At 71.2% G+C, this 19,626-nt stretch carries 15 protein-coding genes; 6 read left to right on the top strand and 9 right to left on the bottom strand.

Going from position 1 to position 19,626, the window contains the following annotated elements; all coding sequences use genetic code 11:
• Positions 1-55 precede the first annotated feature (55 nt).
• Positions 56-1,612, bottom strand: a complete 1,557-nt coding sequence (locus OHS59_RS31540) for a hypothetical protein (RefSeq protein WP_328496734.1) — start codon at positions 1,610-1,612, stop codon at positions 56-58.
• A gap of 399 nt (positions 1,613-2,011) precedes the next feature.
• Positions 2,012-3,373, bottom strand: a complete 1,362-nt coding sequence (locus OHS59_RS31535; protein ID WP_328496733.1) for a glutamine synthetase family protein — start codon at positions 3,371-3,373, stop codon at positions 2,012-2,014.
• Between the two features lie 330 nt (positions 3,374-3,703).
• Between OHS59_RS31535 and OHS59_RS31530 the strand changes: the two genes are divergently transcribed.
• Positions 3,704-4,912, top strand: coding sequence for a globin domain-containing protein (locus OHS59_RS31530; protein WP_328496732.1), 1,209 nt, complete (start codon positions 3,704-3,706; stop codon positions 4,910-4,912).
• Between the two features lie 347 nt (positions 4,913-5,259).
• Here OHS59_RS31530 and OHS59_RS31525 read toward each other — a convergent pair whose 3' ends face one another.
• On the bottom strand, positions 5,260-5,694 hold the full coding sequence (locus OHS59_RS31525) for an RrF2 family transcriptional regulator (protein WP_328496731.1): 435 nt from the start codon (positions 5,692-5,694) through the stop codon (positions 5,260-5,262).
• A 166-nt stretch (positions 5,695-5,860) separates the two neighbouring features.
• Here OHS59_RS31525 and OHS59_RS31520 point away from each other — a divergent pair, with 166 nt between their 5' ends.
• The 3 genes from OHS59_RS31520 to OHS59_RS31510 all read left to right on the top strand — a co-directional run bounded on the left by OHS59_RS31520 (position 5,861) and on the right by OHS59_RS31510 (position 9,299).
• Positions 5,861-6,529, top strand: a complete 669-nt coding sequence (locus OHS59_RS31520) for a DUF3105 domain-containing protein (protein ID WP_328496730.1) — start codon at positions 5,861-5,863, stop codon at positions 6,527-6,529.
• 5 nt (positions 6,530-6,534) lie between these two features.
• Positions 6,535-7,158, top strand: coding sequence for a DUF305 domain-containing protein (locus OHS59_RS31515; protein ID WP_328496729.1), 624 nt, complete (start codon positions 6,535-6,537; stop codon positions 7,156-7,158).
• 200 nt (positions 7,159-7,358) lie between these two features.
• The gene (locus tag OHS59_RS31510; protein ID WP_328496728.1) at positions 7,359-9,299 is read left to right on the top strand and encodes a S53 family peptidase; all 1,941 of its coding nucleotides are present in this window, start codon (positions 7,359-7,361) and stop codon (positions 9,297-9,299) included.
• A gap of 22 nt (positions 9,300-9,321) precedes the next feature.
• Here OHS59_RS31510 and OHS59_RS31505 read toward each other — a convergent pair whose 3' ends face one another.
• Entirely contained in the window at positions 9,322-10,260 is a 939-nt protein-coding gene (locus OHS59_RS31505; protein WP_328496727.1) for an alpha/beta fold hydrolase, read from the bottom strand.
• Entirely contained in the window at positions 10,257-11,027 is a 771-nt protein-coding gene (locus OHS59_RS31500) for a DUF998 domain-containing protein (RefSeq protein WP_328496726.1), read from the bottom strand. Before OHS59_RS31500 ends, OHS59_RS31505 begins: the two co-directional genes overlap by 4 nt.
• Before the next feature lie 153 nt (positions 11,028-11,180).
• Between OHS59_RS31500 and OHS59_RS31495 the strand changes: the two genes are divergently transcribed.
• A complete protein-coding gene (locus tag OHS59_RS31495; RefSeq protein ID WP_328496725.1) occupies positions 11,181-12,935 on the top strand; it encodes an NAD+ synthase in 1,755 nt (584 codons plus the stop codon).
• A gap of 446 nt (positions 12,936-13,381) precedes the next feature.
• On the opposite strand, the gene OHS59_RS31490 is transcribed toward OHS59_RS31495, so the two are convergent.
• The 4 genes from OHS59_RS31490 to OHS59_RS31475 all read right to left on the bottom strand — a co-directional run bounded on the left by OHS59_RS31490 (position 13,382) and on the right by OHS59_RS31475 (position 18,380).
• On the bottom strand, positions 13,382-14,605 hold the full coding sequence (locus OHS59_RS31490) for an MFS transporter (RefSeq protein WP_328496724.1): 1,224 nt from the start codon (positions 14,603-14,605) through the stop codon (positions 13,382-13,384).
• 88 nt (positions 14,606-14,693) lie between these two features.
• Entirely contained in the window at positions 14,694-15,731 is a 1,038-nt protein-coding gene (locus tag OHS59_RS31485; RefSeq protein ID WP_328496723.1) for an endonuclease/exonuclease/phosphatase family protein, read from the bottom strand.
• Between the two features lie 209 nt (positions 15,732-15,940).
• Positions 15,941-16,573, bottom strand: coding sequence for a TetR/AcrR family transcriptional regulator (locus OHS59_RS31480; protein WP_328499436.1), 633 nt, complete (start codon positions 16,571-16,573; stop codon positions 15,941-15,943).
• A gap of 232 nt (positions 16,574-16,805) precedes the next feature.
• Positions 16,806-18,380 (bottom strand): MFS transporter, encoded by a 1,575-nt coding sequence (locus OHS59_RS31475; protein WP_328496722.1) that lies wholly within the window; start codon positions 18,378-18,380, stop codon positions 16,806-16,808.
• 237 nt (positions 18,381-18,617) lie between these two features.
• On the opposite strand from OHS59_RS31475, the gene panB reads away from it, so the two are divergent.
• Entirely contained in the window at positions 18,618-19,484 is an 867-nt protein-coding gene (panB, locus tag OHS59_RS31470) for a 3-methyl-2-oxobutanoate hydroxymethyltransferase (RefSeq protein ID WP_328496721.1), read from the top strand.
• Positions 19,485-19,626: the final 142 nt, after the last annotated feature.

The raw sequence follows: 19,626 nt of genomic DNA, 5'->3' as shown, positions 1-19,626 counted from the left end.
GCGGGGCCGCCCCTTCGGGTTGCCGGGTCCGGTCACCGGATCCGGGTGTCAGGCCTCAGTACCGGTAGTAGGTGGGGCGGTCGTCGTCCCGGTCCCGCTGACGGCTCCTGCCGCGGCCGTCGTCGTCGCGGTCCCTTGGTGACAGGGAGCGGTCCAGGCGGCTGTCCGACCTGCCGAGGCTCGGCCTGCTCGGCGCGAGACTGCCGCTGCGGTGGGAGTCCTGCCTGCTGAGCCGCGGCCTGGGCTCGGCGGTGACGATGTTGGGACGGCCCGCCGACAACGAGGGCGGGGGCGCGTACGAAATGGGAGGCGCGTTGTAGGCGGGGAAGGGGCTGGGCGCCGTACGCATGGAAGGGCTCGGATACATCGAAGGCGGGGGGCCGCTCCGGCTGGAGGCGGCCTGCCAGAGCTGTGGGTTGCTGATCGGCGGCCGCGTACGGTCCCTCGGCGGCGGGCTGAGCACCGGCCCGGCGGCGCTCCGGTCCCGGCTGCTGCTCCGGTGCGAACTCCCGCTCCGGTGCGTACTCCCGCTCCGGTGCCTGTTCGTGCTCGACGACCGGGAGGGGACCGGTGCGGGGCTCGCCCAGCTGGGTGTGCCTCCGCTCACGATGTTGGCCCCGCCCGTCGAGGACGACGGCGCGCCGGAGGTGCGCCGCTGCTGCCACGCCTGGTACTCGGGCGGGACCGCCTCGGGAGGGAGTGCTCCCATCGTCATGTGCATGTGCTGGGCCTCGGCCACACGGTGGATCCGCTCGCGTGACGGAAGGTCTCCGGCCTGTTCACGCGCGCCGACCGGCCGGGGGTCGAGGGGGTTGAGCCGCCTGCGGTAGCTGTCCTGGGGGTCATAGGGAGAGTGGACAGAGTATTCGGCCTGTCCGTACACATTGTTGGGGCCGAGACGGTTGCGCAGGCCGATCTGCGTGATCGGCGCCCCGAGCACATCGATGCCGCCGCTGACGCCGGGGGCAGGGTCCGAGATGGCGGACTCGTGGCGGAGGTGCTCCATGTTGGTCGCCTGGGTGCCGGCGAACAGGTTGTCGCGCCGTTGCGGCGTGCCGTGCGCCGGGTCACCGTGGGACCAGGCGGCGGAACCGTGCAGCCAGCTCGACGGAGCGCCCGGGTGGTGGCCGGCGGCCCGCATCGCGTTGCTCGCCGACCCGCCCATCACCGTGTTCTGGCCCGGCTGCCTGCGAGCCGGCACACCGGCCATGGAATCGCGCGTGGCGTAGCTGGTGTCGACGTGTTCGTAGTCGCTCGGGGCGACCGAGACGCTGCGGCGACGGGGCGGGGCGGCGACCGAGACGCTCCGGCGGCGGCGCCGACGCCGGCGCTCCTCCTCCTCGGAGTCGTAGTCCGAGTCGTCGTAGGCGCGCTGAACCGGCAGATCCGTGGAACTGCTGGGGCCCGACGGTGCCCTCAACGCGGCGACCACCGCCGCGTTGCCCGTGGCGCGCTGCAGGGTGGCCACCGAGTCGGCCGTCGGCCGCGACGACAGCGCGGCCGCGGCGAAGGCGACGTCGTCCTCCGGACGGCGAAGAACTCCCCTCGACCCACGTCTGGCCGCGTCCTCACTCTGGGCTGCCTGCCGTGCGGGGCCGTTCCGGCTGTACATGGGCGCTCCTTGCCGTATGCCGAGACCATGTCGTGACCCGTCGCTGTCCCCGGAAAGTTCACGCGGACCAGGGCGTCACTGCGCGTACGGCTTCCCCGTGCCGCGCTCCTGTCGCTCGGGCGCAGCCGATAGCGGGCAATTCAACAGATCCGGTCGACGAAGTCCGACTGCTCATGGATCCGACACACAAGATTTTCGGGTGAGCATACGAGGCGGCCGACGGGCTGTCAGCAAGCCGAAGGGCAAGGCTGTTTGCCTGAAAGGACGGCGGCGGGCCGTCCATCGGGCCCTTCGGCAGACGGCGACACGGCCCGGGAGCGCCGGAACGACGGGTGGGGCCGACGGTCAGTGACCGTCGGCCCCACCCGTCGTTCCGGCGGGAAACCCCGCTGACCTGCTCTACAGCACCGGCAGGTTCTTCCGCAGCTCGAACGCCGTCACCTCGGAGCGGTACTCCTCCCACTCCTGGCGCTTGTTGCGCAGGAAGAAGTCGAAGACGTGCTCGCCGAGCGTCTCGGCGACCAGTTCGCTGCGCTCCATGAGCGTGAGGGACTCGCCCAGGTTCTGGGGCAGCGGCTCGATGCCCATCGCGCGGCGCTCGGCGTCGGAGAGGGCCCAGACGTCGTCGTCGGCGCCGGGCGGCAGCTCGTAGCCCTCCTCGATGCCCTTGAGGCCGGCGGCCAGCAGGACCGCGTACGCCAGGTAGGGGTTCGCGCCCGAGTCGAGGGAGCGGACCTCCACGCGCGCCGAGCCCGTCTTGCCGGGCTTGTACATCGGGACGCGGACCAGGGCCGAGCGGTTGTTGTGGCCCCAGCAGATGTACGAGGGGGCCTCGCCGCCGGCGCCCGCGGTGCGCTCGGAGCCGCCCCAGATGCGCTTGTACGAGTTGACCCACTGGTTGGTGATCGCGGCGATCTCCGCCGAGTGCTTCAGCAGGCCCGCGATGAAGGAGCGGCCGACCTTGGAGAGCTGGTACTCGGAACCCGACTCGTAGAACGCGTTGCGGTCGCCCTCGAAGAGGGAGAGGTGGGTGTGCATGCCCGAGCCCGGGTGCTCACTGAACGGCTTCGGCATGAAGGTCGCCTGGACGCCCTGCTCCAGCGCCACCTGCTTCATGACCAGCCGGAACGTCATGATGTTGTCGGCCGTGGAGAGCGCGTCCGCGTACCGGAGGTCGATCTCCTGCTGGCCCGGCGCGCCCTCGTGGTGCGAGAACTCGACCGAGATACCCATCGACTCCAGCATGGTGATCGCCTGGCGGCGGAAGTCCATGCCGACGTTGTGCGGGGTGTGGTCGAAGTAGCCGGAGTTGTCCGCCGGGGTCGGCCGTGAGCCGTCCGTCGGCTTGTCCTTGAGCAGGAAGAACTCGATCTCCGGGTGCGTGTAGAAGGTGAAGCCCAGGTCGGAGGCCTTGGCCAGCGCCCGCTTCAGCACGTACCTCGGGTCCGCGAAGGACGGCGAGCCGTCCGGCATCAGGATGTCGCAGAACATCCGGGCGGTGCCGGGGGCCTCGGCCCGCCACGGCAGGACCTGGAAGGTCGACGGGTCCGGCTTGGCGATCATGTCGGACTCGTAGACGCGGGCGAAGCCCTCGATGGCCGATCCGTCGAAGCCGATGCCCTCGTCGAAGGCCTGCTCCAGCTCCGCCGGGGCCACCGCCACGGACTTGAGGAAGCCCAGCACGTCCGTGAACCACAGGCGTACGAAACGGATGTCGCGCTCTTCCAACGTACGGAGCACGAACTCCTGCTGCTTGTCCATCTTCCGCTTCCACCCAATCTTGCTGGTCAGGCCGCCTGCTCCCGTCCCAGGGAGGCGGTCGGGCACACCTGCGCATCACACCACATCAGCATTTCATGCGCGTTGCGGGCCCCGATCGTCCGGCCGACCTCCGCCCGAACGCGTCCCGAACGTCTCACGCACGGCAGGTGTACTGCGCTGACGCCCATCTTGCCCGCTGAACGGCGCACATGTAATGGCCGCCCACTGCCGTCTCTCCCACGTCCGCCCCACCCTCCCACCTCCCTCTATAACTTGCATTTGAGATGCAAGTTTTAATACGGTGCGGGCAGTCGAGCTTGAGGAGCCCCGATGCTGTCCGAGCAGTCCGCCGCCACCGTCCGCGCCACCCTTCCCGCCGTCGGCGGGGCCCTGGGAGAGATCAGCGACCGCTTCTACGCGGGCCTCTTCTCGGCCCATCCGGAGCTGCTGCGCGACCTCTTCAACCGCGGCAACCAGGCCTCCGGCACCCAGCGCCAGGCCCTGGCGGGCGCCTTCGCCGCCTTCGCCACCCAGCTGGTCGAGCAGCCGGGCGTACGGCCGGACGCGATGCTGAACCGCATCGCCCACAAGCACGCCTCGCTGGGCATCGCGCCCGAGCAGTACCCGGTCGTCCACAAGCACCTCTTCGCCGCCATCGCCGACGTCCTCGGCGAGGCGGTCACCCCGCGGGTCGCCGCCGCCTGGACCGAGGTGTACTGGCTGATGGCGAACGCGCTCATCGCCGTCGAGAAGCGGCTGTACGCGGCGAGCGAGGCGGAGGGCGGCCTGGGCGGGTGGCGGCCCTGGGAGGTCGTCGAGCGCGTTGAGGAGACCGCGGACGTGGCCACCTTCCTGCTCCGCCCGGCCGACGGCTCCCCCGCGCCCGGCTTCCGGGCCGGCCAGTACGTCTCCGTACGCGTCGAGCTGCCGGACGGGGCCCGCCAGACCCGCCAGTACAGCCTCGTCGGGGCGCCCGGCTCGTCCGTACGGCGGATCGGTGTGAAGCGGGTGCACGGCGGGGCGGCGCCCGACGGCGAGGTCTCGAACCACCTCCACGCGCGCGTGCGCGTCGGCAGCACGCTCGACGTGTCCGCCCCGTACGGCGATCTCGTGCTCGACGCCGGGTCCCGGACGCCGGTGCTCCTCGCCTCCGCCGGTATCGGCGTGACGCCGATGATCGCCATGCTGGAGCAGCTCGTGGCGACCGGCCATCGGGCCCCGGTGACCGTGGTGCACGCGGACCGCTCGCCCGCCGAGCACGCTCTGCGCGACGAGCACGAGGCGTATGCGGCGAAGCTCGGGGACGGGGTGGCGCACTTCTGGTACGAGCGGCCTGAGGCGGGCCGTCCGGGCGACCGCAGGGGGCGGGTCGATCTCTCCGGAGTGGCGGTTCTGCCGGGTACGCGTGCGTATCTGTGCGGGCCGCTGCCCTTCATGCGGGCGGTGCGGGCGCAGCTTCTGGAGAAGTCGGTCGACCCCGCCGACATCCACTACGAGGTGTTCGGTCCCGACCTCTGGCTGGCGAAGCCCGGGCCCTGACGCGGGCGGCGCCCCTCCGGGGGCTGGGGTCACGCCCTGTCTGCGGGCCGGCGGGGGTTGGCCGCGCCGTTCCCCGCGCCCCTAAGAGCAAAAGCCTGCGCCGTTCCCCGCGCCCCCAAAGACAACAGACTGCGCCGTTCCCCGCGCCCCTAAGAGCAAAAGCCTGCGCCGTTCCCCGCGCCCCTGAGGGGGGCTGGCGCCGACGCCGACCTGCGCCCCGACAGGGGCGCTGGCGGGCCCCACTTGCCCACAGCCGACCGACACAGGCCCGAGGCTCCCAAGGGGCGCGGGGAACGGCGCGGCCGACCCCCGCCGGCCCGTGGTCGGAGGCATTCGCCGAGGGGCGACTACCTCATGGTGATGCCCAGCAGCAGCGGCCCCGTCGGCGCAGCCACCACGTCCGCGACAGTCAGCGGGTCCAGGGACACGAAGAAGGCCTCCTGAGCCCGCCGCAAGGCGACCCGCAACCGACACCCCGTGTGCAACGGGCACGGCGAGGCCCCCTCGCAGTCGACGACATCCCCCTCCCCCTCGAAGGCCCGCACGACCGCCCCCACGGACGCCGTACGTCCCGCCTCCGTGAGAGCGAGACCGCCACCACGCCCGCGCCGGGCATCGAGCAGCCCGAGATGCTGAAGCTCGGCGACGACCTTCGCCGCATGCGTGTACGGCACCTCCATGGCCGCCGAGACGTCACGGGTCGTCGGCGTGGTCGACTCCTCCGCGACGGCGAGCCGCATCAGGACGCGCAGAGCCAGGTCGGTAGATCGCAACAGCCGCATACCAGCAGCGTAGATAATGCGCATCCCCGGTTCAAATTATCTGCCGGGACCCCCGCGAGGCCCGGTCCATTTGGCCATTCCTGTGGGCTCCCCGCCTGGAACCACTTCTCCCCCACTACGATCAGCTGACCACTCCGCTGCCCCTTTCCCCCAGAAGGACCACCCCATGGGTTCCGCCAAGAAGACAGAGACCACGTCGCGCAAGGCGCGCATAGAGGAGATGCGGCGCGCCGAGCAGTCCCGCGAGCGTCGTAACCGGGTCCTCACGATCACCGCCAGCGTGATCGTCGTCGCCGGTCTCGTCGCCGGTGGCGCGTTCCTGATCAAGTCGCAGTCCGACGACGAGAACAGCGCGGCGAGCGACTCGAAGTCGGCGTCGGGGAAGTTCGTCACGGGCAAGGACGGCGTGAAGAAGTGGAGCACCAAGCTCACGCAGAACCACGTCACCAAGGACGTGAAGTACCCGATGGAGCCCCCGGTCGGCGGTGACCACAACCAGGTCTGGATGAACTGCAACGGCGACGTCTACGACAAGGCGGTCAAGAACGTGAACGCCGTGCACTCGCTGGAGCACGGCGCCGTCTGGGTGACGTACAACAGCAAGGCGTCCGACGCCGACGTGAAGGCGCTCGCCGCGAAGGTCAAGAAGACGCCTTACTCGCTGATGAGCCCCGTCGAGGACCAGAAGGACCCGATCATGCTCTCCGCGTGGGGTCACCAGCGGACGGTGAAGGGTGCGAGCGACCCGGACGTCGGCACGTTCTTCGAGACGTACGTCCAGGGCAAGCAGACCCCCGAGCCGGGCGCCGCCTGCACCAACGGCCTGTCACAGTGAGGAAGATGAAGTCCGCGGGCTGGATCACCGGAGCCACCGCGGCCGTCCTCGTGGCGGCCGGGGCGATCACCTACGCGGTCGCCGACGGCGACGACTCCGGGATGAAGGCGCCCGCGGCGGACTCCGCGGACGCGGGCTTCGCGCGTGACATGTCCGTGCACCACCAGCAGGCCGTCGAGATGTCGTACATCGTGCGCGACCTCACCGACGACGAGGAGGTGCGCCGCCTCGCGTACGACATCGCGCAGACCCAGGCCAACCAGCGCGGCATGATGCTCGGCTGGCTGGACCTGTGGGAGCTGCCCAAGGTGTCCGCCGACGAGCCCATGGAGTGGATGGGCATGGCCGGCATGGGTGCCGGCGAGGACGGCGCGCTGATGCCGGGCATGGCGACCAACACCGAGATGGACGCGCTGCGCAAGCTGGGCGGCAAGGCGGCCGAGGTCCGGTATCTGCAGCTCATGTACGCCCATCACGTGGGCGGTGTGCACATGGCCAAGGGGTGTGTGGAGCGGTGCCAGGTCGGCGCGGAGCGCCGGCTCGCGCAGGGCATGGTGCAGGCCCAGGAGTCCGAGATGAAGCTGATCTCGGACCTGCTCAAGCAGCGCGGCGCCAAGCCGCTGCACTGACACGCCGGTCGGCATCGGGCACGGCAGGGCACGTATTCGGGCGCGGCACAGCGGGCACGGCAAAGCGGGCACGGCGCACCAAATCCCCTTCCCATACGGTTCCTTGGGGTGGTTTTGGGCCAGCCATGTCCCGGCCATTCCCCTGGCATGAACGGTTCATCGCAAGAGTGACCCCCATCCAGTGATCCTTTGGGGGTTCCATGAGATCCAATCGCGCCGCGGTGCGCGCCGGTGTGAGCATGGCGGCGACCCTGCCGCTGCTCGCCGGCGCGCTGGCCCTGGGCATACCCGCGGCCCACGCCTCCGACGGCCCGGCCGGCCGTGACACGCTCCAGGGCACCAAGCCCCTGTGGGCCACGGCCGGAGCGGACAAGGGGGCGACGGCGGACAGCTCCCGGGTCACGGCCCGGGTCTACCTCGCCGGACGGGACGCGGCGGGCCTGAGCGCCTACGCCACCGCCGTCTCCGACCCGTCGTCGGCCTCGTACGGGAAGTACCTCACCGCACGGCAGGCGCAGGCGCGCTTCGGCGCGAGTGAGGCGCAGGTCGCCGAGGTGACCGCCTGGCTGAGGTCGGCGGGGCTGACCGTGACCGGCACCAGCACGCACTACGTGTCGGTGACCGGCGAAGTGGCCGACGCGGAGAAGGCGTTCGGCACGCAGCTCCACAACTACGCCAAGGGCAGGAAGACCTACCGGGCGCCCTCGAAGGCCGCCTCGGCTCCCGCGGGACTGAACGGCGCCGTCCTCACCGTGACCGGCCTGGACAACGCCCCGCACAAGGCGGACCACTCCGACACGCTGCCGCCGCCGGACGCCGTGTTCCACAACGCCGGGCCCAGTTCCGCCTACTACGGCTCGAAGACGGCGACGACGCTGCCGGGCGCGTACGGCACGAAGGTCCCGTACGCCGTGAAGGGATACACCGGCAAGCAGTTGCGGGCCGCCTACGGGGCGGGCAAGGCGACCGGTAAGGGCGTGACCGTGGCGATCACGGACGCCTACGCCTCGCCGACCATAGCCGCCGACGTGGCCACGTACGCCCGCAAGCACGGTGACGCGGCCTACCACCGCGGACAGTTGCAGCAGGTGCTGCCCGGTGAGTACACGCGGACCGAGGAGTGCGGGGCGGCGGGCTGGTACGGCGAGGAGACCCTCGACGTCGAGGCCGTGCACGCGGTCGCGCCCGCCTCGGACATCGTCTACGTGGGCGCCTCGTCCTGCTACGACGACGACCTGCTCGACTCGCTCGGCAGAATCGTCGACGGCCGTCTCGCCGACATCGTCTCCAACTCCTGGGGCGACATCGAGGCCAACCAGACCCCGGACCTCGCCGCCGCCTACGACCAGGTGTTCCAGCTCGGCGCGATCGAGGGCATCGGCTTCTACTTCTCCTCCGGCGACAACGGCGACGAGGTCGCCAACACCGGTACGAAGCAGGTCGACACCCCCGCCGACTCGGCGTGGGTGACGGCGGTCGGCGGCACCTCGCTCGCCGTCGGCAAGGGCGACACGTACAAGTGGGAGACCGGCTGGGGCACACTCAGGGCCACGCTGTCCGACGACGGGAAGAGCTGGACGGACTTCCCGGGCGCGTACACCTCGGGCGCGGGCGGTGGCACCAGCGCGACGGTGAAGCAGCCGTTCTACCAGCGGGGTGTCGTGCCGTCGCGGCTGGCGAAGGCGAACGGCAAGCAGGCCATGCGCACGGTTCCCGACATCGCCGCGATCGCCGACCCCAACACCGGTTTCCTGGTCGGGCAGACGCAGACCTTCCCGGACGGGACGCAGAGTTACGACGAGTACCGCATCGGCGGCACCTCGCTCGCCTCGCCGGTCGTCGCGGGTGTCCAGGCGCTCGCCCAGCAGGCGCGCGGCGGGCGTCCGATCGGGTTCGCCAACCCGGCGATCTACGACCGGTACGGCACGAAGCTCTACCACGACGTCACGGACCGCCCGACGGGCCGCGACCTCGCGGTGGCACGCGTGGACTTCGTCAACGCCTTCGACGCCTCGGAGGGCCTGCTGACCTCGGTCCGCAGCCTCGGCAAGGACAGCAGTCTGAAGGCTGTGCGGGGGTACGACGACGTCACGGGGGTGGGTTCGCCCGCACCGGGTTACGTGACCTCGTACCGCCGCTGACCCGATGAGCCGCTGAGGCTCCTCATCTCCGGTGCGTCCGTTCCTCTTCCTGGCCGGCGGGGGACGGGCGCACCGGTGCGTCCAGGACCGCGGCCGCCACGTCCCCGGGGCGGTCGAGCATCACCAGGTGACCGGCGGGGGCACAGACGCGGAAGGTGCCTCCCAGCCGCTCGGCGAGACGCTCCTGCCGGTCGAGCCGGTGCCGGGGACCCCCTGCGTAGGCGGCGAGCACGGTGACGGGGACCGACGCGTCCAGCGGGAGCCGCTCCCGCAGCGCTTCGAGCTCGACGGCCTGGTCCCCGTACCGGGCGTTCTCGGCGAGGACGGCCCGCAGGAAACGGCTGGTGGAGTAGGCGCTGCGCACGAGGTCGTGCGGGGCGGGGGCGTACGGGGTGGGGGCGCTGCCGCCCCGGCGCGCGGCTCTGACCGCGGTACGGCGCAGGAGTGGTCCGAGTGCCCTCGGGAGCCCCGCACTGGCCAGCAGCGTGCCGCACGCGCGCGTGGCGGTGTCCCGGAGTGCGGGGGCGCGGCTCGGGCGCGGCTCCTCCTCGACGCTGGAGTCGACCAGGACGAGCGCGGCCGTCCGCTCCGGGTACAGCCGGGCGAAGGCCTCGCAGTGGAAACCGGCGAGCGAGTGCCCGACCACGGTGGCGGGCGTGTCGATCCCGGCCGCGTCGAGCACGCGCGCGATGCGTTCCGCCTCGCCGGTGAGCGTGGGCCACGCGCGCGCGGGCGCGGGGCCGCTGAGCCCGAGTCCCGGCCGGTCGAACCTGACGACCGTGCGGTGCGGGGCCAGGAGCGGTACGACGGGGTCCCAGTCGAACCAGGACATGCCCAGGCCGACGCTGAGCAGACAGGCGGGGCCCGCGCCTGTGCCGGGTCCGGTGCCGGGCGCGGTGCCTGTTCTCTTGCCGTCGACACGGATGTGGTGCGGGATCCCGCCGATACGGACGAAGGTCATGGGCGGGCCTCCCGGGCGGGGGCGGGGCCGCGTGCGCTGCCGAGAGGGACGCGTTCGTCGCCGCCTTCGGCGGGTCCGGGGCCGTGGAGCGGTGCGTCGGGCGCCGGGGCGCGCAGGACGGAGACGGCCAGTGCGCCCAGCCAGATCGCGATGAGGCCGACCTGGAGGCGCTGGGCGATGCCGACACCCCAGCCGTCGTGGCCGCTCTCCAGCGCGGCGATCGCGGCCAGCGTCCAGGCGGTGGCGGCCAGTTCGAGCGCCACCAGGCACGGCCCCGAGCGGGCCAGCGGCGAACGGGGCGCGTGCCGACGGGCGGCGCGGGTGAGGACCACCATGGCGACGAGGATGCCGCACAGGGCGATCGTGCTGGTCAGCGTGTGCGCGGAGTGGGTCCACGGGACCAGGCCCGCGGTCTCCCTCGCGGCGCATCCCGGGTCCCCTGTGGGCGTGCAGCTGAGCGGCAGGCGGGAGTCCACTGCGGTCGCTACGCCGAAGAGGAGGAGTGCGGCTCGGCCGGTCCGCGCGGCCGGCCCCTCGCCGGGCCGTGTGCGGAGTGCCGGCAGGGCGGCGGCGGCCACGAGTGTGCCCGCGAGCAGGTCCGTCGTGCGGAACAGGATGCCGTACGGCTGGTCGGTCGCGGCCAGTTCGCTCACGTAGGTGTGGGCCGGGTGGAGGCCTGTCGTGATGACGGCTTCCAGTGCCCATGCGGAGTAGGCGAGGGCGCCGAGTGCCAGGAGGGTGGCTGCGGCCGTGCGTGGCGTGGTCATCGACGCCCATCATCGGGGTCGGGGGTGGGGTCCGCACATCGTACGGAGAGCTGCGGGCCGGTGAGTGCCTGTCGCGCAGTTCCCCGCGCCCCTGGCGGGCGCCCCCTGACGGGGCGCCCCCCATCGCGTCGCTCTGACGATTACACTGGACGCGTGCCTCAACTACGTCTCGCTCTGAATCAGATCGACTCGACCGTCGGCGATCTCGCCGGGAACGCCGAGGCGGTCGTCCGCTGGACCCGGCACTCCGCCGAGCAGGGGGCGCACCTCGTGGCGTTCCCCGAGATGGTGCTGACCGGGTATCCCGTCGAGGACCTGGCCCTGCGGTCGTCCTTCGTGGAGGCGTCCCGCGCGGCCCTGCACGCTCTCGCCGCCCGGCTCGCCGAGGAGGGGTTCGGGGACCTGCCGGTCGTCGTCGGCTACCTCGACCGTTCCGAGAAGGCCCAGCCCAGGTACGGGCAGCCGGCCGGTGCCCCGCGGAACGCGGCGGCGGTGCTGCACCGCGGCGAGGTGGTCCTCACCTTCGCCAAGCACCACCTGCCGAACTACGGCGTCTTCGACGAGTTCCGCTACTTCGTGCCCGGTGACACCCTGCCGGTCGTACGGGTGCACGGCATCGATGTCGCGCTCGCCATCTGCGAGGACCTCTGGCAGGACGGCGGCCGTGTCCCGGCGGCCCGTTCCGCCGGGGCGGGCCTGCTGCTGTCCATCAACGCCTCGCCGTACGAGCGCGACAAGGACGACACCCGGCTCGACCTCGTGCGCAAGCGCGCGCAGGAGGCCGGCTGCACGACCGCGTACCTGGCCATGATCGGCGGCCAGGACGAGCTGGTCTTCGACGGGGACTCGATCGTCGTCGACCGGAACGGTGAGGTCGTCGCGCGGGCGCCGCAGTTCTCCGAGGGGTGTGTCGTCCTCGACCTGGACCTGCCGGCCGCCGCCACCGAGCCGCCCTCGGGCATCGTGGACGACGGGCTGCGCATCGATCACGTCGTCCTCTCCGACGAACCGCTGCCCCCGTACGAGGCGGAGCTCTCCGGCGGGTACGCCGAGCGGCTCGACGCCGACGAGGAGGTGTACTCCGCGCTCGTGGTGGGGCTGCGGGCGTACACCGCGAAGAACGGTTTCAGCTCCGTGCTGATCGGGCTCTCGGGCGGTATCGACTCCGCCCTGGTCGCCGCGATCGCCTGCGACGCGCTCGGCGCCCAGAACGTGTACTGCGTGTCGATGCCGTCCAAGTACTCCTCGGACCACTCCAAGGACGACGCGGCCGAGCTGGCCCGGCGGACCGGGCTCAACTTCCGGACCGTACCGATCGAGCCGATGTTCGACGCGTACATGGGGTCGCTGGGGCTGACCGGGCTCGCCGAGGAGAACCTTCAGTCGCGGCTGCGCGGCACCATGCTGATGGCCCTCTCCAACCAGGAGGGGCACATCGTGCTGGCGCCGGGCAACAAGTCCGAGCTGGCGGTGGGGTATTCGACGCTGTACGGCGACTCGGTGGGCGCGTACGGGCCGATCAAGGACGTGTACAAGACGTCGATCTTCCGGCTCGCCGAGTGGCGCAACCGGGCGGCGGTCGAGCGGGGGCAGACTCCGCCGATCCCGGAGAACTCCATCTCCAAGCCGCCGAGCGCCGAGCTGCGGCCCGGGCAGGTCGACACGGACTCGTTGCCGGACTATCCCGTGCTGGACGCGATTCTGGAGCTGTACGTCGACCGGGACACGGGGGCCGATGCGATCGTGGCGGCGGGGTTCGACCGGGAGATGGTGACCAAGACGCTTCGTATGGTCGATACGGCCGAGTACAAGCGGCGGCAGTATCCGCCGGGTACGAAGATCTCGGCGAAGGGGTTCGGCAAGGACCGGCGGTTGCCGATCACGAATCAGTGGCGCGAGCGGTTGTGACGGGCTGAGGGTGAGGGGCGCCCGGCGTTTGCCGGACGCCCCTTCTCCTTGCCTGACGGCGGCTCGTTCGGTCGCCACGGCCCGGCGGGGGCTGATCGCGCCGTTCCCCGCGCCCCTGAAAAACACGCCTGCCGGCAGGCCGTTCGTCGGCTGCGGGCCGGCGGGGGCTGGCCGCGCAGTTCCCCGCGCCCCTAAAGACACAGCAGGCCGTTCGGACGCTGCGGGCCGGCGAGGGCTGGCCGCGCCGTTTCCCGCGCCCCTGAAGACACGGCGGGTCGTTCGTCGGCGCTGCGGGGCGGTGGGGGCTTGTCGCGCCGTTTCCCGCGCTCCTGAAAGGCTCGCCTGATGACGGGGGCTCGGTCGGGCCTCGGGCCCCTCAGGGGCGCGGGGAACGGCGCAGTCTTTTGTCTTTTGGGGGCGCGGGGAACGGCGCGGTCACGGCCCGGTCAGTGGTGAACGGCCTGCTCAGCGCGCCGCTGCGGAGTGTACGTGGCCACCACACGGCCCGAGCCCGTCGTGCCGCGCTTTCGGTCCACGCCGTACGCGAGGGCCGCCACGCCCAGGCCGAGGACGGCGAGGGCCGCGCCCGCGAGGGCCGGGGACGTCACGCCGAAGCCCGCCGCGAGGGTCAGGCCGCCGATCCACGCGCCGCCCGCGTTCGCGAGGTTGAAGGCCGCCTGGTTGGCGGAGGAGGCCAGGGACGGGGCCGAGGACGCCTTCTCCATGACCATGAGGAGCAGCGGGGAGCTGGTCATGAACGCCGCCGCGCCGAGCAGCACCACCGCGAGCGGCGCACTCCACGCCGTGCCCATCATCAGCGGGAAGAGGGCCAGGACGGCCACCAGGGAGACCAGGCCGCCGAACAGGGTGCCGCGCATCGAGCGGTCGGCCAGGCGCCCGCCGAGCAGGTTGCCCGCCGTCGCGCCCACGCCGAACAGCGCGAGCAGCAGGGTCACGCTGGAGTCGGCGTACCCGGCGGAGTCCGTCAGCATCGGCGTGATGTAGCTGTACGCCGAGAAGAGCGCGCCGAAGCCCGCGACGGTCGTACCGAGGGCCAGCCAGACCGGGAGCGACTTGAGCGCCGCCAGTTCGCCGCGCAGTCCGGTCGCGGCGGAGTCGTGCTCGGTGCTCCTGGGCAGGAGCAGCGCCAGGGAGGCGATGGCCACCAGGCCGATCACGCTGACGCCGAGGAAGGTGGCACGCCAGCCGAGCTGCTGGCCGATGAGGGTCGCGGCGGGGACGCCCGCGATGTTCGCGACGGTCAGGCCGAGGAACATGAGGGAGACCGCGCGGGCCTTGCGTTCGGCGCTGACCATGCCGGTGGCGACGACGGCTCCGACGCCGAAGAAGGCGCCGTGGGGCAGGCCGCTCAGGAAGCGGGCCGCGAGCAGTGAGGTGTTGTCGGGGGCGAACGCCGAGAGCGTGTTGCCCACGACGAACAGCACCATCAGCCCGATCAGGACCTTGCGGCGGGCCATGCGCGCGGTGACCGCCGCGAGCAGCGGGGCGCCGACGACGACGCCGATCGCGTACGCCGAGACGAGGTGGCCCGCGCTGGGGATCGAGATGTTCAGGTCGTCCGCGACGTCGGGCAGCAGCCCCATCATCACGAACTCGGTGGTGCCGATGCCGAAGGCGCCCACGGCGAGGGCGAGCAGGGCCAGGGGCATGAGGGACCTTTCACAGGGGAGAGCGGTGTTCCGTGCAGTTTATGTTCACCTGCGGAACAAAGCCTCCCAGCCCCAGTATTCCCAGAGGTTACGAAGCGGTTGCCGAGAGCTTCACTCGGGCGGCGATCGGAAGATGGTCACTGTCCGTCTCCGGAAGGGTCCACGAGGTGACCGGCTCGACACCCTTGACCATGATCTGGTCGATCCGGGCCATCGGGAACGACGCCGGCCAGCTGAACCCGAAGCCACTGCCCGCCGCGCCCTGCGCGGAGCGCATCTGCGAGGTGACGCCGTTCAGCGCGCGGTCGTTCATCGTGCCGTTCAGGTCCCCGAGGAGGGCGATGTCCGGCAGCTTCTCGTCGGCGATGGCCTCGCCCAGCGCGTCGGCGCTCTTGTCGCGCTGCCGCGCGGTGAACCCGGCCTCCAGCTTCACGCGCACGGAGGGCAGGTGCGCCACGTACACCGCGAGCTGCCCCTGGGGCGCGGTGACGGTCGCCCGCATCGCGCGGGTCCAGCCGAGCTTGATGTCGACGGGCCCGGCCCCGCTCAGCGGGTACTTGCTCCACAGACCGACCGTGCCCTGCACGGAGTGGTACTTGTACGTCGAGGCGAGGGCCTTCTCGTAGACCGGCACCGCCGAGGTGGTCAGCTCTTCGAGGGCCACCACGTCCGCGCCGGAGGCGGCCACGTCGCGGGCCGTGCCGGACGGGTCCGGGTTGTCCGCGTTGACGTTGTGCGTGGCGACGGTGAGGTCTCCGCCGGAGCCCGTCCGGTCGACGAGCAGCCCGCCGAAGAGGTTGACCCAGACGACGGCCGGCAGGAGCACGGCGATCAGCGCGGTCGCGGACCTGCGGAACAGCGCGAGGACGAGCAGCAGCGGAACGGCGATCCCCAGCCAGGGGAGGAACGTTTCGAGGAGACTGCCGAGGTTGCCGATCCTGTTCGGGATCTGCGCGTGCACCGCCATCACCAGGGCGAGCACGACGGAGAACGCGGCGAGGACGATCCCGCGGCGCCAGATGCCCCGGTCGGTTCGCAGTGAAGTCAGCAGGCGGCGAAGCCGGGTTCCTCTGCGGTCGGGCCCCTGGCCGCCGCTGCCCGTCTCCGTCATGTACGCCTGCGCCATACCGTCGCCTCACCAACTGCCGTTCACATCATCCCCGCGCCCTAAGACCCTAGGGGATGATCGCGATCGTTCCCGCCGTCACATGACGGCCGTACGGGCACAAGGACGACCAAGGGGGCGCGGCGAGTTCCGGCAGCGGGCCAGGTGGGGCGGTCTGTGACGTAACGCGCACATTCACTCGGAGGCGGGACGGCGGCTGAAGGGGCAGGTCAGCGGGCGGTGGGGCCCAGTCCCGCCAGGACGGTGTCGACGATTCGTTCGGGCAGTCCCTCCTCCAGGCCCGCGTCCGGGCGGATGACCGCGCGGACGAGCATGGGGCCCACGAAGAGGTCGTTGGCCAGTTCGACGTCGACGTCCGCGCGGATCTCGCCGTTCGCCTGGCCGCGCCGCAGTACGTCGAGCGTCATCAGGCGGCGCGGTTCGATGACGGCCGCGTGGTAGACCTTCCACAGCTTGGGGCTGCTCTTCATCTGCGCGTAGACGTTGTGCATGATCGCCGACGAGCGGTTGGCCAGACCGCGCACCCGGAGCGAGTCGAGTATGACGATCAGGTCGTCGCGCATGGAGGTGCCGGGCAGCTCGGGGTCGGGCGGTTCGGCGGTGCGCATCACGTCGCAGAAGAGCTCCTCGCGGCCGCTCCAGCGGCGGTAGATGGTGGCCTTTCCCACACCGGCGATGCGTGCGACCCGCTCTATGGAGATCTCCGCGAGCGGGACGCCCTCCTCCAGCAGCCGCATGACGCCCTCGATGATCGAGCGCTCCACCGCCTCGCTGCGGGGGCGGCCTCTGGCGGCCCCGCCCCGTCCGGCCGTGCCCGTGCCCTGGTCCTGGCCCTGCTCCACGCCGCCCACGCGTTCGCTCCGCTCTCTCGTGTGCCGTTGCGCCGGTCGCGCTGTTCCGCCGCGCTTTTCCGCCGTTTCCGGCCGAGCCGATTGTCTCTGGCCGACGGGGGGGTTCGGTGGGGCGGCCCGTTCGCCGGGCCGGAGCCCTGCGGGCGCCCCGCGGGAGGCCGGTTGGTCGTCTGCGGGTGCGTCGTGGCCGGGTGCGCCGTTCCCCGCGCCCCTTTGGCGCGCTTCAGTGGTCGGCGCCCACCAGTTCAGGTCCCTTTTCGGTCGAGGTCGGGGTGCGGCCCGGCAGGAACAGGTAGACGACCAGGGCGCCCACGACGGCGACTCCCGCGCCGCACAGGGCCGTTACGTGCATCGCGTGCAGGAAGGCGTCGTTGGCCGGGGCGATCAGGGCGTCGCCCTTCGGGCCGAGTTTCGCGGCGAAGCCGAGGGTCGCCTCGATGGACTCGCCCGCCTCGTGCCGGGCGGCCGGGGGCAGCTTGTCCTCGATGCCCGAGCGGTACGCGGCGGAGAGGACCGAGCCGAGTACGGCGATGCCGAGCGCGCCGCCGACCTGGCGGAAGGTGTTGCTGAGCGCGGAGGCCGAACCCGCCTTCTCACGGGGCAGTGCCTGCATGATCACGACACTGGTCGGCGTCATGATGTGCGCCATGCCCGCGCCCATCAGGAAGAAGATGACTTCCAGGATCCAGATGGGCGTGTCCGCCTCCAGCGCGGCGAACGCGGCCAGCATGGCGGCGATGGTGAGCATGCCCGCGGTGGTGGTGGCCCGGTTGCCGAAGCGGTCCACGACCAGCCGGGCACGCGGCGCGAAGACGAGCTGCGCGACGGCCAGCGGCAGCATCAGCAGACCCGTCTGCAGAGGCGAGTAACCGCGCACGCTCTGGGTGTAGAAGACGGAGAAGAAGGTCACGCCCATCAGCGCGAAGAAGACCAGCGCGATGGCGGAGATCGCCGCGGAGAAGACCTTGTTCCTGAAGTAGTCGATGTCGATCGACGGGTGGTCGCTGCGCTTCTCGTGCACGACGAAGCCGACGAGTACGGCGAGTCCGGCGCCGATGGTCGCGAGGACCTTGACGTCCGTGAAGTCGGCGAGCTGGCCGCCCTTGATGATGCCGTAGACCAGCAGGACGAGGCCGATGACGGACAGCACCACGCCCACCGGGTCGATGCGGCCGGGCTTGGGGTCGCGGGAGTCGGGGACGAGCCAGATCATCAGGCCGAGCGCCACGATCACGATCGGCACGTTGATCAGGAAGACGGAGCCCCACCAGAAGTGGTCGAGCAGGACCCCTCCGGTGATCGGGCCGATCGCGATGGCGAGGCCGACACCGCCCGCCCAGATGCCGATGGCCTTGGGCTGCTCGTCGCGCTCGAAGACGTTCATGAGGACGGCGAGCGTGGCCGGCATCACGAAGGCGGCACCGAGGCCCATCACCGCGCGGAACGAGATCAGCTCCACCGGGGAACCGGAGGAGGCGGCGAGCGCCGAGCCGATCCCGAAGACGAGGAGGCCGCCGAGGAGGACCTTCTTGCGCCCGAGCCGGTCACCGAGGAGACCGGCGGAGAAGAGCAGGCCGGCGAAGACCAGGGTGTACGAGTTGATGGCCCATTCCAGCTCGCTCTGGGTGGCTCCCAGGCCGGTCGGGGCGGGCGTCGAGATGGTCTTGATCGCGACGTTCAGGATCGAGTTGTCGAGAACGACGATCAGCAGGCTCAGCATCAGGACGCCGAGGATCGCCCAGCGTCGTCGGTGCACGGCCTCCGGTATCCGGGAGGCGGTGTCGGCAGGAGTTGTCATACCGAAAATGCTAGAGGAGATTCGATACGAGACCGTCTCGTATCGGAATCCTTTACCGAGATCTTACGAGCTCTGGAGGCGGGCTTGGGCCTGTGGGGGCCACGTTCGCGGCGGCGGCCGGGACGGAGACGAGGCCCACGGTGACCCCTCTAGCCGTTCTGTGGCACGAGGTGCCACCATGGAGGTGATCCGGGGACGCCGTAAGGGCGCTTCGAGATGACAGAAGGAGCCGTTGCAATGACGCAGTTCTCGGCTGCCCAGAAGACCACCGACAGCAGCAGCAAGGCGCTGTACGGAGGCAAGGGCACACGCCGTATCACTGTCCGCGACATCACGGTGGCCAAGGAGCGCGGCGAGAAGTGGCCGATGCTCACCGCGTACGACGCGATGACCGCGTCCGTCTTCGACGAGGCCGGTATCCCGGTCATGCTCGTCGGCGACTCGGCGGGCAACTGTCACCTGGGCTACGAGACCACCGTGCCCGTCACGCTGGACGAGATGACCATGCTGTCCGCCGCCGTCGTACGAGGCACCTCGCGCGCCCTCATCGTGGGCGACCTGCCGTTCGGGTCGTACCAGGAGGGGCCGGTGCAGGCGCTGCGGTCGGCCATGCGGCTGGTGAAGGACGCCGGGGTCGGGGCCGTGAAGCTGGAGGGCGGTGAGCGCTCGCACGAGCAGATCAAGCTTCTCGTGGAGTCGGGTATCCCGGTGATGGCGCACATCGGGCTCACGCCGCAGTCCGTGAACTCCATGGGGTACCGCGTCCAGGGGCGTGGCGAGGAGGCCGCTCAGCAGTTGCTGCGTGACGCCAAGGCCGTGCAGGACGCGGGCGCCTTCGCCGTCGTGCTGGAGCTTGTGCCGGCCGAGCTGGCCGCGGAGGTGACGCGCGTGCTGCACATTCCCACCGTCGGGATCGGGGCCGGGCCCGAGACGGACGCGCAGGTTCTCGTGTGGACCGACATGCTCGGGCTCACGGGGGGCAAGATGCCGCGGTTCGTGAAGCAGTACGCCGATCTTCGTCAGGTCATGGGGGACGCGGCGAAGGCGTTCGCCGATGATGTTGTCGGCGGAACGTTCCCTCTGGAGGAGCACTCCGTCCACTAGTCCACTGCGGCACGAAGGCAGCCCGCCGACTTCCCCCATCGGCGGGCTGCCGTTTTTTGCGCCCCCGCCGCCCCTGCCCTTCCCGTCACCGCATGGGGGCTCCGCCCCCTCGCCCCCGTTTGCGCAGTTCCCCGCGCCCCTG

The sequence above is a fragment of the Streptomyces sp. NBC_00414 genome, assembly GCF_036038375.1.
Lineage (GTDB): Bacteria > Actinomycetota > Actinomycetes > Streptomycetales > Streptomycetaceae > Streptomyces.
The sequence above is the reverse complement of the archived record's forward strand: the minus strand, read 5'-3'. Positions and strand labels throughout refer to the sequence as shown.